Source organism: Microcoleus sp. F10-B2 (assembly GCF_036704965.1).
In the GTDB taxonomy this organism is placed as follows: Bacteria; Cyanobacteriota; Cyanobacteriia; order Cyanobacteriales; family Microcoleaceae; genus Microcoleus.
Map to the genome: position 1 here is coordinate 1 of NZ_JAUBTB010000134.1, position 13496 is coordinate 13496.

The following is a 13496-nucleotide window of genomic DNA, read 5'->3' on the forward strand; positions in this document are numbered from 1 at the left end:
GATGAAAATCCATGAGCTTATCCTCTAGCGTAAAGTTCCTCTATTATACAGTTTTCACCGCCAACCCAGAAGAACCGTTTAAACTAGAATAGAAAGCAAATTTAGCGGGTTAATTATGCAAAGTATTAAAGTGCGATCGCACGTCGGTTCGGACGGGATGTTGCATTTGCAAATCCCCGGTGGTATCAAAGATACAGATTTGGAAGTTATTGTAATTTTCCAGCCTATAGCAACTGCAACTGAGGCTAAAACACCCGAAAATTTAGGCTGGTCGCCCGGTTTTTTTGAAACAGTAATAGGAAGTTGGGAAGGAGAACCGCTTGTTCGTCCCGATCAGTTGGAATATGAAATTCGGGAAGAATTGCTGTGATTTATCTTTTAGACACCAATACTTGCATCCGTCTGTTAAATCCAGACCGCAACTCATCGGTATCTCGCCGACTAGCAATGATGCGGTCAGGTGATGTAGCAATATGCTCTGTAGTTAAAGCAGAACTTTACTGGGGTGCTTTTAACAGTTCTCGTCAAGATAGCAATCTATAGCAAGTCTATTTGAGTCATGAATGTATAATAACCTGAAACGCTTGTGATGATTGAATCGATTGTTTACAAATCAAATGGTTTTGCTATAGCTAGACTAGAACGTTTTTTCAATGAGTTTGTAAGTTTTCCTTTTGATGACCAGTCTGCCCTAATTTACGGTCAAATTCGCGCTCAATTAGCTGCATCTGGAACACCCATTGGTCCTAATGACCTTTTGATTTCCTCTATTGCTCTTGCCAACAACCTAATTCTTGTAACTCACAATACCCGCTAGTTCAGCCGTGTTGAGGGTTTGCGTCTGGAAGATTGGGAGATAGAGGTATGAGTTAGATGTATCGAGTTCGCCTACAATCACAATCTCGCTCCAACAATGCCTGCAATCAAAATAAAATTATGAAATTCACCCTTGATGTCGAAAACAATCCCGCAGGCTGGCCGGATCACACTCAATTACCAGAATCCGACGGCACTTTTGTGAAAAACTTTCAAGAACATCCCCAAAGCATTCTGTTAACAGATTCAATTACTCCCGTTTTGCAAAGAATCCACGCTGACGGTAACTATTGTATCGGTCAAGATAGCGGCATTTATTGGCGGTTGACTGACCCGCTTGAACGCGGTGCAGAAGCGCCTGACTGGTTCTACGTGCCGAATGTCCCGCCAACACTAGACGGTCAATTGCGTCGTTCTTATGTGATGTGGCAAGAATTTGTATCGCCGTTAATTGTGTTAGAATTTGTATCGGGCAATGGTGATGAAGAACGGGACAGAACGCCTTTATTGCGATCGGGAAAACAGGAAACTAAGGCGGGGAAATTCTGGATTTATGAAAATGTCATCCATCCGGCATTTTACGGAATTTATGAAGTAACCAAGGCTAGTGTTGAAGTCTATCACCTGATCGAAGATAGGTATCAATTAGTTGCTGCCAATGAGCGCGGCCATTATCCGATCGCACCGTTAGGAGTGGAATTGGGAATTTGGCAAGGAGTGTATCAAAATGTTGAATTACCTTGGTTGCGCTGGTGGGATAGTGAAGGGAATCTGTTGTTATCTGGATCAGAAAGAGCAGAACAAGAGCGGCAAAGAGCCGATCGCGCCGAAGACCAATTAGAGCAATTGCGCGCCCAATTGCGATCGGCTGGAATTGAACCGCAATTGTGAGAGAAGTATTGACGGGAAGGCGATCGGAATGAAGTGCGATCGCCTCCATTGGATCGCATCATCGCTTTCTAACTCACATTACCAACATTCAACTGACCGAGGCGCTTCAAAATACTCAGCACACTGTACAAATCATTCCCCGGATTGAACATAGAAAACCAGCGAGAAAAAGCGTACTGCGGTGTTTCCCGCTTAACTAACTTGACAAATAAAAAACTAGAGCCATTCATTAACAATCCGTAAGTAGGTCGATCGGCACTCAGATTAGCTAACATATAAGCTAGTAATTGCGGAATCCCGACCTCCAAAGAAAACGCAGCCTTCTTGGAATCGATAACTACTACCCAAAACTCCTGAAACAAAGCCAAAACATCCAACTGTCCCCTGACAATCATTCCTTCATCTTCGTCCACAATTTCTACAGATTTTTCGGAAGTAACATGAAAAGGAGCAAGATAGAAATCAGCTAAGTCCAAAAACGGAGACAGCACCACCATTTTGACTGTATTTTCGAGCAGCGGCGGATGTTTGAGCAAATTCCTGTAACTTGCTTTCACTCTGTCTAATCGTTGTTTTTCATAATCACTGATTTCTGGCAAATCATCTTGCCACTCGCGAAAAAATTGGTCATCCTCAACCCACTCTATTTTGAAGTTGGTTTCCAAATCATTCAGTGCGACATTTCTAGCTTGAACTGTTTGTACCATCGTTTTACACTAAGTTTAAAGTTTATACAGATTGTGTAGTAAGGTGGCCACGGCCACCTTACAAATGGATTGTTTGCCTAATTACTGCCTCTATTAACTCTTGCTTTCCAACGCATCAACTCTCTTTTCAAGTTCTAGTATCCTCTGAATCATGGGTACACCTTCGACAGAATCTAGGTGTTTAGCTAGGGCGCTAACTATGACATCAGTTTGAGATATGCCCGTTTGCTGAACATATCTTTTGAGCTTGCTAAAAAGACTAGGAGGAACTCTAACAGCTATTTGAGATTTTTTACTCGGAGGTAGACCCTTGAGTTTGGGTTCTACACTTAATGGTTCCACTGCTTCTACCGGGTAATCTACTTTGTAAACTTCAGGGTCTTTTTCTCGAATTGTGAAAATCCGTCTGTTAAAATACTCGTGATTTCCTTCAGTAAAAGTAGGGGGAGCACCATCTTTTAATTCTGCATATGCCAACAGGATTTCACCTTTTTGCTGAAACTCTGAAAGACGTTCTTTAGAGACCCCTTTTCTGCTACAAAAATCTACTTCGCTCTCTCGCACCCAAGGCATTTTACTGATCTCTTCCTCTTCTACAAGCCAGACAATTTTAGCTTCGTGCGCTAACGTCTCGTCTCTGACAAAACTGCCCATAATTTTTACCTTTATGTGGATGATAACCAGATTATAGCACGCATGGCGGATATGGCAATGCCATACCTAAATTACGCCAAAAATAACTCAGAGCATCCCCGCACCCCTCGCCTCACCTTCCCCAGTTCCCACAAAAATGTAACGAGTTGTAAAGTATAATTAAACCGAAGCGAACACAGAGGCCAAGTAGTATCAAATGCGAGTTGCGATCGCCGGAGCAGGCTTAGCAGGACTTTCCTGCGCTAAATATCTTACCGACGCGGGCCACACCCCCATCCTCCTAGAAAGTCGGGACGTACTCGGCGGCAAAGTAGCCGCCTGGAAAGATGCGGACGGCGACTGGTACGAAACCGGCCTCCACATCTTCTTCGGCGCATACCCGAATATGCTCCAACTGTTCAAAGAACTTGACATCGAAGACCGGCTGCAATGGAAAGAACACTCGATGATTTTCAATCAGCCGGAAACCCCCGGAACCTATTCCCGCTTTGACTTTCCCGACCTTCCCGCCCCCTTCAACGGCGTCGCAGCCATCCTGGGCAACAACGATATGCTCACCTGGCCCGAAAAAATCCGCTTCGGTATAGGTTTGATTCCGGCGATGCTTCAGGGTCAAAAATATGTCGAAGCAATGGACAAATACTCGTTTTCTGACTGGCTGAAAAAGCAAAACGTCCCCCCCAGAGTCGAAAAAGAAGTATTCATCGCCATGTCCAAGGCGCTCAATTTCATCGACCCCCACGAAATATCTGCAACCATACTGCTGACAGCCCTCAACCGCTTCCTGCAAGAGAAAAACGGCTCGAAAATGGCCTTTTTAGACGGTTCCCCCACAGAGAGGTTGTGTCAGCCGATGGTAGACTACATAACGGAGCGAGGTGGCGAAGTACGGCTGAATGCACCCATCGGGGAGTTTTTGCTCAACGATGACAACACGGTGCGGGGCTTCCAGATTCGGGGAGTAAAAGGGGCAGAGTCAGAAATTCTGACGGCCGATATTTACGTTTCCGCGATGCCGGTTGACCCGCTGAAGCTGATGATGCCGAAACCTTGGGGCGAAATGGATTATTTCAAACAGCTCGAAGGCTTGGAGGGAGTACCCGTCATTAATGTACACTTGTGGTTCGATCGCAAATTAACTGACATCGACCATTTGCTGTTCTCGCGATCGCCCCTGCTAAGCGTTTACGCCGACATGAGCAACACCTGCCGCGAATATGCCAACCCAGACAAATCAATGCTGGAACTGGTTTTAGCACCGGCCAAAGACTGGATAGGCAAATCTGACGAAGATATCGTCGCAGCCACAATGGTCGAGTTAGAAAAACTCTTTCCCGATCAAATCCCAGAACCCGCCAAACTGCTCAAATATCACGTAGTCAAAACCCCTCGTTCCGTCTACAAAGCCACTCCCGGACGCCAGCAGTGCCGTCCCACGCAAATAACTCCCATTAGCAATTTCTATCTAACGGGGGATTATACGATGCAGCGTTATCTTGCGAGTATGGAAGGTGCCGTGCTTTCTGGTAAGCTGACAGCGCAGGCTATTTCGACGGCCAATAACAAATGAAAAATTAAGAATTTTTCATAAAGACGTAAAAGAATCTCCCGTTTTCTAAACGGGGGAATGTCAGTTCTAATCTTTAAATTTCTTATTCTCGGATGCTGCAACTGTCAAAACTCCAGTGCATGAGAACTCTGGCTTCTGTGGATGACTCTTACGAACTGTGCCGCCAAGTCACGGCGAGTTATGCCAAAAATTTTTATTTAGGCACTCAACTCATGCCCGAAGCGAAGCGTCGGGCGATTTGGGCGATTTACGTCTGGTGCCGCCGCACCGACGAACTCGTAGACGGGCCGGGTTCTGATGCAACGACCCCTGAAACCCTCAATCTGTGGGAAAAACGCCTAGAATCTGTGTTTGCCGGCCATCCTCACGACGACTACGACGTAGCTTTGGTGGATACGCTGTCTCGTTTCCCGATCGACATTGGGCCGTTTCGGGAGATGATTGCGGGCCAGCAAATGGACTTGTACCGCAGCCGCTACGAAACTTTTGAAGAACTAAATCTTTACTGTTATCGAGTAGCGGGTACTGTCGGGCTGATGTCGATGTCTGTGATGGGTGTGGACGAGTCGAATCCCGCTGCTAACTGGAATTGGCACTGGGGTAATAAAATTCCCAAAGAAGAAGCCATCTCCCTCGGTATTGCCAAGCAGTTAACTAATATTCTGCGCGATGTCGGAGAAGACGCCCGCCGCGGCCGCATTTACATTCCCTTAGAAGACTTAGCCTTGTTTAACTACACCGAAGAAGATTTATTCAACGGTGTCATTGACAACCGCTGGCGGGAATTGATGCGGTTTCAAATTCAGCGAGCTCGCAAATTATACGCCAGCGCCGAACCGGGAATTAAAGTGCTCAGTCCCGATATCCGCTGGACAGTTTGGGCTGCTACCATGCTGTACAGCAGAATCTTAAATGCCATCGAACGGAATAAGTACGATGTTTTCCAGAAGCGGGCTTATGTTAGCAATTCTCAGAAATTGCTGTGCCTCCCCGCCGCTTGGCTGAAGTCAAAAGTGCTTTAGCGGCGGGCCGTATTGCTGGCGATTCGGCAACGGGTAAGGGGTATTTGTCAAGTTACAAATTATATGATGTCCAGCAAATTGCATATTAGGTTTGTGGGGACGCGCTAGTGCCGTGTCCCTGCCTGTTGTGTGTCGATCTAAGTCAAAGTGGCGGTGTAGCGGGTGAAATTTTCAATTGGTCGTCTATCGAACTTTTCAACAATTGCTTTTCCTGCTGGAGTTTTGCCTCTAAATTTTGAATTTGTTCTCGGCGGGCTTCAACTTCAATCAAGCGGCGAGACAATTCTTGACTCTGCAAAGTGAGAGATTGCCTCCAATCTTCTGCTTTCTGGGCTTCTTGCTGTAAAAAATCGGGAGTAAAGCCTGTTGTCAAATACTTCTCAACTAATTCTAACACCCAGTCTGTAGCTGATTGAATATCCACAACCTGGCTATTTTCGTCAACATTTGCTAATAATAGCATCCCTTCATTTAAAAGATTAGTTGCAGAGTTAATTTGATTTTGAGCAAAATCTGGCGGTAGGGTCAAGACAGTTTCTTCAAAAAGCATAGCCCAAGTATCATCAGCATTTTGGCAAGCCAGCAATTGCAGGCCGAGGTCGCCTAAAATTTTCTTCTTTTGTACTTGGGCTAAATATAGCATAAAAGTTATTAGTTATTAGTTATTAGTTATTAGTTATTAGTTATTCGTAACTGGTAACTGGTAACTGGTAATTGGTAAAAACAGCTATCCGTGTATCCGTGCATTCCGTTTCGTGCTGTTGGTTATTGGTAATTGTATGATTTGCGATCTTGTAGGGGCGGGTTTTACCAACAATATATGCCTGAAACTAACTATCTCGTAAACCCGCCCCTACCACAGTCAACAGTCAACAGTCAACTATTAAAACACCTTTAGCCGATCGCGCAAAATCTCCGCTTGTTTTTCGGCTTCCGCCAAAGCATCCCTCGCCCCCTGAACCACATCAGGAGTAGCCTTATCCACAAACTTCTGATTAGTCAAGCGCGCCGCAGTATGCTTAATTTCAGCTTCCACCTTGCTCAACTTCTTCTCTAACTTCGCACGCAAAGCCGCCAAATCGACCACTCCAGCCAGAGGAATCAATACTTGCACAGTACCGACAACCCCAGCAATTGTCTGTCCCAAATCTGCATCCAAACTAGCAGTTACGGTCAGATTTTCGACTTTTGCCAAATCCTGAATGTAAACGCCTCCATTTGAAATTATTTGGCGTTCTTTCTCGTTTTCGCTTTGCAAAATCGCCGTCACCTTCACACTGGGTTTGATATCTGAATCTGCCCGCAAATTGCGAATAGTGCGAATTGTACCGAACAACAACTCAAACTGCTGTTCCAATTCAGCATCAATTAGCGAGATATCAGCTTCAGGATAAGCTTGCAAAGCCAAACATTCGCCATCACCTGTTTGAGTCAGAGTGTGCCAAATTTCCTCAGTAATGTGCGGCATAAAAGGATGCAGCAGTTTCAAAATCCCTTCCAAAACAAAAGCAAAAGTTTGCTGTGCCACTTTCTTAGAATTTGGTTCCGCATCCTGTTGCAAGCGAGATTTGACTAACTCAATATACCAGTCACAGAAATCGCCCCAAATAAACTCATAAAGTCCCTTCGCCGCTTCCCCCAAACCGTAATTTTCCAAACAATTGCGGCTTTGTTGCACAACTTGATAATAGCGAGAAAGAATCCAACGATCGCACAATTCCAACCCTTCTTCTCTCCCCCCCTTACTAAGGGCGGGTTGGGGGGGGTGAGGAATTCCCAATTGTTGCGGAGTCTGTCCCTCCAAATTCATCATCACAAACCTGGCCGCATTCCACAACTTATTCGTGAAGTTCCGGGAAGCTTCCACTGATTTCGATTCATCAGTTTTGCGATCGTACTCCATGCGAATATTTTGACCGGCCCCAACCACTTCCTTAACCAAGGTGTAGCGCAAAGCATCAGTACCGTACTTGCCAATCAACAGCAGCGGGTCGATACCGTTGTTTTTACTTTTAGACATTTTCTGACCGTTTTCATCCAACACCAAACCGTGAATGTAAACAGTATCAAAAGGCATCTTTCCAGTAAAATGTCCTGCCATCATCGTCATTCTAGCCACCCAGAAAAAGATGATATCAAAACCTGTAACTAAAGTAGTTGTGGGATAGTAAAAATCCAAATCTTTAGTTTTGTCAGGCCATCCCAAAGTTGAAAAAGGCCACAACCCCGACGAAAACCAAGTATCTAATACGTCTGGATCTCTTGCTAGCTGCACGTCATTACCAAATTTAGCCGTAGCTTTCTCCTTAGCCTCAGCTTCTGTTTTCGCCACCACAAACGGCGTCGTGTCAGTAATTTCTCCTTGGGTTTCGCTAACAGCATACCACGCCGGGATTTGGTGTCCCCACCACAATTGTCGGGAGATACACCAATCCTTCAGCTTCACCAACCAATCGCGATAAACCTTTGTCCATCTTTCAGGAACAAAGACTGGTGAGTTATTTTGGTCTAATTCTTTTAAAGCACGTTGAGAAAGAGGATCTATCTTGACAAACCATTGCGTAGATATCAAAGGTTCGACTGGGACTTTGCCGCGTTCGCTGTAGGGAACTGTATGCTTATAATCTTCTATTTTAACCAAAACCCCGTCAGTTTCTAACCGCTGCACCACATTTTTCCGGGCAACAAATCGGTCTTGTCCCTGAAACTCTCCGGCATTTTCATTTAAAGTGCCGTCCTTATTCATGATGTTGATAAACGGCAAATTGTGACGCTTACCCATCTCGAAGTCATTCGGATCGTGGGCGGGTGTCACCTTGACGCAACCAGTTCCGAAAGTCGGATCGACAAACTCATCAGCAATGATGGGGATTTCGCGATTGGCGATCGGCAAAGTCACAGTTTTACCGATAAGATGCTTGTAGCGATCGTCCTCTGGATTCACCGCCACCCCAGTATCGCCCAACATCGTTTCCGGTCGAGTCGTCGCCACCTCCAAATAACCAGAACCGTCCGTCAAAGGATAGCGGAAATGCCACAAATGCCCGTCAACTTCCTGCTGGTCTACCTCCAAATCCGACACAGCAGACTGACTCGCCGGACACCAATTCACCAAGTAATTGCCGCGATAAATCAGCCCCTCATCGTACAGCCGGACAAACGCTTCTAAAACCGCAGCGGATAAGCCTTCATCCATCGTAAAACGTTCGCGCGACCAATCAACAGACACGCCCAAACTGCGTAATTGATTAGTAATAGTATTGCCCGATTCTGCTTTCCACTCCCAGGCCCGTTCCAAGAATTTTTCTCGACCTAAATCGTGGCGAGTTTTGCCTTCTGCTTTGAGTTGCTTTTCGAGAATAGTTTGAACGGCGATGCTAGCATGATCCGTTCCCGGCAACCACAGGGTATTGCGTCCAGTCATGCGGTGATAGCGGACGAGGACATCAATCAGCGTCTCTTCAAAAGCGTGTCCCATGTGGAGGCTGCCGGTCACGTTGGGCGGCGGGATAACTACGCAGTAAGGTTCGCCGCCTTTTTCGGGGTCAGCTTTGAAGGTTTGGTTGTCTTCCCAGTATTTTTGCCACTTGGTTTCGGTGGCTTTGGGGTCGTATTGCGGGGGTAGGTTTGCGGTCATTGGCGAGAGGGTGCAGGTTTTATATATAAGATTGTGCCATAGGAGAGGGAGGAGAAGAGGTTTGAACCGCAGAGGGCGCAGAGGGCGCAGAGGAAAGAGTGTTGGGAGGGTTTTGGGTTATGATTGCGATCTAGATTTGAGAAGAGGAGAGAAGAGAGTTGGAAGATGATCTGAATGAGTTGACTTATGCTGTGATTGGGGCGGCGATGGAGGTTCATAAAGAGTTGGGGCCGGGGTTTTTGGAAGCGGTATATGAGAATTCCTTGCGTGAAGAACTCTCGCGCCGGGGAATTCCTTTTCAACCTCAACCTACAGTAAATGTAACTTATAAAGGTGTTGTGGTTGGGGAAGGCAGATACGATATGCTGGTTGCCAACACCATCGTTGTTGAATTAAAGTCAGTCCAAACTATACTTCCTATCCATGAGGCTCAAGTTATATCATATCTGAAAATGACTGGTTATCCTCTCGGTCTTCTCATCAACTTTAACGTCCGCTTTTTAAAAGAAGGAATTCGTCGCCTCATCCTCTCCTAAATAAACCTCTCATCCCTCTCCTCTCTGCGCCCTCTGCGCCCTCTGCGGTTAAATCCTCTTAATATCTCTAATTATTTCACCTCCTTATAATCAACTCCATAACTCGTATCTCTCCCCGACAAATACGTCTTTTTCCCGGTTAAAGTCTCCAGAGTTTTTTTCGTTTCAGCCGAAGTAATCGAATTCAGAGGTACACCGAACTTGCTAGCCAAACCAGCCGCCACGCCCACACCTTGTCCTTGATAAATATTCACCGTCGCAATTCGCCCGACGGATACCGCCATACCGACATAACCGGACGATCGCCCGACAATGGCTAAATTCTTGACTTTGCTAGCCAAAGCGCTTTCTATCCCGAAATTATAGACTGGCAGCGGCGGAATTCTTGCAGATAAATTCTTGACTCCGCCCCGCATATCGAAATCGTAGGAAAAACTGCCGATCGACTTTTCGGGTACTGTTCCTCCTTTGATAATCTCCTGCCCCGTCAGCGGATCTACCACATCGCGAACGTTCAAAGTTTGCCTGATATAAATCTCGTCGGGAATAAATACTCTCACATCTTTACCCGACTTCTTTTGTAGCCAGTGTTGGAGGTGTGACATTTCTTTAATCATCTCAGGAGTCGGTTTTCTGCCGTTAGCTTCCATCTTCATGATTTGGTCAACTTGGTATTTAAACAGAAACCCGTTCCAGGACAGCACGTTTTTGTTATAAACGCAGACATTGCCTTTATCAAAAAAGAATCCTTTATTTTGACTAAATGGCAGATTTCTGTCTATGTGATACGCTGCGCCTATAGCTACGCTTCTGATGTCGTAGCCGTCTGTATACGGCTGATAAATCGTACTCCAGAAATTCCTCATCCAGAATTTTGTACTGGCCGGATCTTTAGATTTCATAATGCTTTCTTTAATTTTTTTTACCAAAGGCCTGTTGTAGAGAATTTCATCTTCTATGCTGCGGAATTCGGACATCGTTATACCCGTAATTCTCGGAACTACAGATACAGCTAAAGTTTCATTTTTGGATTTTATATTTTGAGATTCATATCCTGTATAATAAGATAATCCTGCTTTTCTGGCTAATTCCGCGTCTTGAGTTGCGTCAATAAAAGAGTTGGCTTTAATTATTAGATTGCTGCCTTTTACTTCGGCATATTCGATTTTTTTATCTACGACGTGGGGAGTAAGAGTTGAGTTGGAAATAACTCTGACTTTTGCTGCTGAAAGCATTTGCCTGAGAGCTCGATCTGCCCTTTTTGGGTCTAAGCAAGATTCCCGCGCATTCGCTTTATCTAAGAATTCCGTAAAACATTGGGCGTAGGGTTGGCGGTACCAACCGGGGATTTTATCTAAATCGAGGTAAGCTAAACCTCCGCGAGTGAGTAAGCCGCCCAAAGGATCTCTTCCGTAGTTCGATCGCACGATCGCAACTTTGCCCTTTGCGCCTAAAGTTTTCTTAGCCCATATCGCCGCACATATCCCCGGTACTTCATCACCATATACTACTACATCAAACTTTTGCTCCGGTGATTTTTTGGGAACTACCGGAGGCGGGCTGCTGGATTTTTGTGGCAGAGTTCCCGCGTCTAAGGTCGCACTTGCTGGGTTTCTATTTGCGATATAATTTTCTACTTCTCTGAAAGGGGGAGAGTTAATTAAAAGTTTTACGGCGACAAAGAAGATTGCAATTGAAGCTAATTTCTTGAAAGTAGAGAGCATTCAGTTGACTCGTTTATAAATTTGCAATACCTGAAATGGCAGTTCAGGGTTTACGGAGTTGAATATAGCACGTTTACATAATTTCTACACAAGTTTACATTTTCCGGGAACAGTTGTTAGAGGTTTTGCCAGTGTTACTGGTTTGGGAGGGCAATTGATGATGGTAAGGATGGTGCGTGCGATCGCATCTCAGATATCTGGTGTCGGGAATGGCGATCGGCTACAATAAGTTAATCAATTAGGACTAAGGCAAAAAAACTCGTTTCTCCGAAAAATCGTGGATTGAGCCCAGAGATATTGACGCAGAAACCGGGTTTTTGACCCCTAGTGCGTAAGTCCTGTCAATATTATTGAAAGGAATAACCAGACAATAATTAAGGGTTAGCACAGATAGTTTTAAAAATTGCTTTTTGACGTTTTTAAATTTAAAATTATAGGTGCTTGTAGAGGATGAAATTCGATCGTGTTAAATAAAAAGAGGACAGTGATGAAAGAAGGAGTTTTTAATACATTAGCTTTATTTAGTTTTTGTAATAATAGTAAATATGAATAACACCTATATTATTACTTGGGATGAGATAAAAGATATCATGGAATCTATGATAGATGATTTTCTGGATTTCCCTGAAGTATTTTATGGATTTATTCCTGAATCTAAATGGGAATTAATTGATGAATATACCGAAGAACGGGCAAAGTTTAAAGTTTTAGAATGGCTGGAGAATGCGTGGAAAGCATTGGTAAAATCAGGAATTGTTAATTATCGCACTCAAATTGAATACTTTCAGGCATCACTTTACTGTATAGTTCTTTTTTCTTTATACGCTGAGTATAGCGGCTTAGGCATGGTTGGTTATGAAAATTTTTTGGATGTTGCGGATTTGTTGGAAATCAATATTTGTAATTTCAAAGAAATAATAGATGAAAATTATGGAAATAAAAATACTACCGATAAAAAATATGAGTATGATTTGGACAGAGAAATTCTCGACTTAATGAACAATATGCGTCGAGATGTAGTAGGAATCCTCATACAAAATTTTGGCAGTAGATTAAAGTTATCTGAATCTATCCAAAAAAGTCTTCAAAGTATTCAGCCAGACTAAGATTTATGTGAGGAAGATGACACATTTGACCGGGCTGAGACTGAAGCTATAAATGAGCTAATAGAAATAGATAGGATTACTGAAAGATGGGAAGAAATAGAAGGTGATGAGGTTAGACAAGCTGCTCTCAAATTAGCTCATTACTTTCAAGGTGAAATTATCGATCTAGAAGAAGAGATAAAACCTATGATTAATCAGGGCGACCTGGATTTTCAAACAAATAGATTTAGAAATATGAAATATGATACCCTATCTCCTAAATACCTGTTCTCACTGTATACTTTTGAATTGATCCGAAAGTGGGAAGATAAACCTAAATTATCGCTTTATCCACTTTATATGAATTACGCTAAATTAGTTGAATATGTAGAAGAACCCTTTAATAGGCTTTGCTATTTAGTGTCTGCCAAACTACCATTACAACTTTCAGCTCTACCGGGAGATGCAAAATGGAATGAAGCTGAATTAGAGAAAAAATTTGGCTATTTTAAACTTTGCTATATCCGCCTTAATCGTAATTATATTACCTTTGGCTATTCCAAAGAAATCTATCGTTCAATTTTTCTTAAGGTTTTGCAAACCAAACCTGATGAACTCCAAGAACTTATTATCAAAAACCAACAAAAACATGATATGCTAGATGTATCAAACACTGAGTGTTTTATTACAAAAAATGAATTAATTAACCTATCTACCAGTCAGTTAAGCCATCAAATAGCACAATTTTTTATAAATCATATAGATCTAATTTTGTTAGGGTAGTGCCCTGAAGGAAAGGATCAAGAGAATTAAACTGAATTCAAAGAAAGTAGGCGTTTAGAGTTGTAAATTAG

15 protein-coding genes are annotated in these 13496 nt (G+C 43.7%); 10 read left to right on the plus strand and 5 right to left on the minus strand.

The features are described 5' to 3' along the window. Positions 1 to 115: 115 nt before the first annotated feature. The 4 genes from QUA99_RS30090 (at position 116) to QUA99_RS30105 (ending at position 1707) form a co-directional block, all read left to right on the plus strand. Positions 116 to 370: a hypothetical protein gene (locus QUA99_RS30090; RefSeq protein ID WP_333244425.1), complete on the plus strand. Its 255-nt coding sequence runs from the start codon at positions 116 to 118 to the stop codon at positions 368 to 370. Beyond that, positions 367 to 543 (plus strand): type II toxin-antitoxin system VapC family toxin, encoded by a 177-nt coding sequence (locus QUA99_RS30095; protein WP_333244428.1) that lies wholly within the window; start codon positions 367 to 369, stop codon positions 541 to 543. Before QUA99_RS30090 ends, QUA99_RS30095 begins: the two co-directional genes overlap by 4 nt. A gap of 46 nt (positions 544 to 589) precedes the next feature. Beyond that, positions 590 to 817 carry a type II toxin-antitoxin system VapC family toxin gene (locus QUA99_RS30100; protein ID WP_333244431.1) on the plus strand — a complete coding sequence of 76 codons (228 nt, stop codon included), beginning with the start codon at positions 590 to 592 and terminating at the stop codon, positions 815 to 817. A gap of 119 nt (positions 818 to 936) precedes the next feature. After that, positions 937 to 1707, plus strand: coding sequence for a Uma2 family endonuclease (locus QUA99_RS30105; RefSeq protein WP_333244434.1), 771 nt, complete (start codon positions 937 to 939; stop codon positions 1705 to 1707). A gap of 68 nt (positions 1708 to 1775) precedes the next feature. On the opposite strand, the gene QUA99_RS30110 is transcribed toward QUA99_RS30105, so the two are convergent. Then, positions 1776 to 2414 (minus strand): restriction endonuclease subunit R, encoded by a 639-nt coding sequence (locus QUA99_RS30110; protein WP_333244437.1) that lies wholly within the window; start codon positions 2412 to 2414, stop codon positions 1776 to 1778. 93 nt (positions 2415 to 2507) lie between these two features. After that, positions 2508 to 3068, minus strand: coding sequence for a DUF6009 family protein (locus QUA99_RS30115; protein ID WP_333244440.1), 561 nt, complete (start codon positions 3066 to 3068; stop codon positions 2508 to 2510). Between the two features lie 196 nt (positions 3069 to 3264). Between QUA99_RS30115 and pds the strand changes: the two genes are divergently transcribed. Beyond that, complete coding sequence (gene pds, locus QUA99_RS30120) at positions 3265 to 4638, plus strand: 15-cis-phytoene desaturase (protein ID WP_333244443.1); 1374 nt, start codon at positions 3265 to 3267, stop codon at positions 4636 to 4638. Positions 4639 to 4730: 92 nt separating this feature from the next. Beyond that, the gene (gene crtB / locus QUA99_RS30125; RefSeq protein WP_333244446.1) at positions 4731 to 5660 is read left to right on the plus strand and encodes a 15-cis-phytoene synthase CrtB; all 930 of its coding nucleotides are present in this window, start codon (positions 4731 to 4733) and stop codon (positions 5658 to 5660) included. A 142-nt stretch (positions 5661 to 5802) separates the two neighbouring features. On the opposite strand, the gene QUA99_RS30130 is transcribed toward crtB, so the two are convergent. Both QUA99_RS30130 and QUA99_RS30135 read right to left on the minus strand, forming a co-directional pair. Next, on the minus strand, positions 5803 to 6303 hold the full coding sequence (locus tag QUA99_RS30130; protein ID WP_333244449.1) for a hypothetical protein: 501 nt from the start codon (positions 6301 to 6303) through the stop codon (positions 5803 to 5805). A 240-nt stretch (positions 6304 to 6543) separates the two neighbouring features. Beyond that, on the minus strand, positions 6544 to 9297 hold the full coding sequence (locus QUA99_RS30135; protein ID WP_333244452.1) for a valine--tRNA ligase: 2754 nt from the start codon (positions 9295 to 9297) through the stop codon (positions 6544 to 6546). Between the two features lie 158 nt (positions 9298 to 9455). Here QUA99_RS30135 and QUA99_RS30140 point away from each other — a divergent pair, with 158 nt between their 5' ends. Next, positions 9456 to 9833, plus strand: coding sequence for a GxxExxY protein (locus tag QUA99_RS30140; protein ID WP_333146910.1), 378 nt, complete (start codon positions 9456 to 9458; stop codon positions 9831 to 9833). Between the two features lie 71 nt (positions 9834 to 9904). Here QUA99_RS30140 and QUA99_RS30145 read toward each other — a convergent pair whose 3' ends face one another. Next, positions 9905 to 11557 carry an FAD-dependent oxidoreductase gene (locus tag QUA99_RS30145; RefSeq protein ID WP_333244455.1) on the minus strand — a complete coding sequence of 551 codons (1653 nt, stop codon included), beginning with the start codon at positions 11555 to 11557 and terminating at the stop codon, positions 9905 to 9907. Positions 11558 to 11615: 58 nt separating this feature from the next. On the opposite strand from QUA99_RS30145, the gene QUA99_RS30150 reads away from it, so the two are divergent. The 3 genes from QUA99_RS30150 (at position 11616) to QUA99_RS30160 (ending at position 13425) form a co-directional block, all read left to right on the plus strand. Continuing rightward, the gene (locus tag QUA99_RS30150) at positions 11616 to 11786 is read left to right on the plus strand and encodes a hypothetical protein (protein ID WP_333244458.1); all 171 of its coding nucleotides are present in this window, start codon (positions 11616 to 11618) and stop codon (positions 11784 to 11786) included. Between the two features lie 316 nt (positions 11787 to 12102). Beyond that, on the plus strand, positions 12103 to 12663 hold the full coding sequence (locus QUA99_RS30155; RefSeq protein ID WP_333244460.1) for a hypothetical protein: 561 nt from the start codon (positions 12103 to 12105) through the stop codon (positions 12661 to 12663). Positions 12664 to 12849: 186 nt separating this feature from the next. Then, on the plus strand, positions 12850 to 13425 hold the full coding sequence (locus QUA99_RS30160) for a hypothetical protein (protein WP_333244463.1): 576 nt from the start codon (positions 12850 to 12852) through the stop codon (positions 13423 to 13425). Positions 13426 to 13496 lie beyond the last annotated feature (71 nt).

Coding starts and splice junctions, on each gene's coding strand:
- QUA99_RS30160 (WP_333244463.1), top strand. CDS start 12,850: ATGATTAATCAGGGCGACCTGGATTTTCAAACAAATAGATTTAGAAAT.
- QUA99_RS30100 (WP_333244431.1), top strand. CDS start 590: ATGATTGAATCGATTGTTTACAAATCAAATGGTTTTGCTATAGCTAGA.
- QUA99_RS30145 (WP_333244455.1), bottom strand. CDS start 11,557: ATGCTCTCTACTTTCAAGAAATTAGCTTCAATTGCAATCTTCTTTGTC.
- QUA99_RS30090 (WP_333244425.1), top strand. CDS start 116: ATGCAAAGTATTAAAGTGCGATCGCACGTCGGTTCGGACGGGATGTTG.
- crtB (WP_333244446.1), top strand. CDS start 4,731: ATGCTGCAACTGTCAAAACTCCAGTGCATGAGAACTCTGGCTTCTGTG.
- pds (WP_333244443.1), top strand. CDS start 3,265: ATGCGAGTTGCGATCGCCGGAGCAGGCTTAGCAGGACTTTCCTGCGCT.
- QUA99_RS30115 (WP_333244440.1), bottom strand. CDS start 3,068: ATGGGCAGTTTTGTCAGAGACGAGACGTTAGCGCACGAAGCTAAAATT.
- QUA99_RS30105 (WP_333244434.1), top strand. CDS start 937: ATGAAATTCACCCTTGATGTCGAAAACAATCCCGCAGGCTGGCCGGAT.
- QUA99_RS30135 (WP_333244452.1), bottom strand. CDS start 9,297: ATGACCGCAAACCTACCCCCGCAATACGACCCCAAAGCCACCGAAACC.
- QUA99_RS30130 (WP_333244449.1), bottom strand. CDS start 6,303: ATGCTATATTTAGCCCAAGTACAAAAGAAGAAAATTTTAGGCGACCTC.
- QUA99_RS30110 (WP_333244437.1), bottom strand. CDS start 2,414: ATGGTACAAACAGTTCAAGCTAGAAATGTCGCACTGAATGATTTGGAA.
- QUA99_RS30155 (WP_333244460.1), top strand. CDS start 12,103: ATGAATAACACCTATATTATTACTTGGGATGAGATAAAAGATATCATG.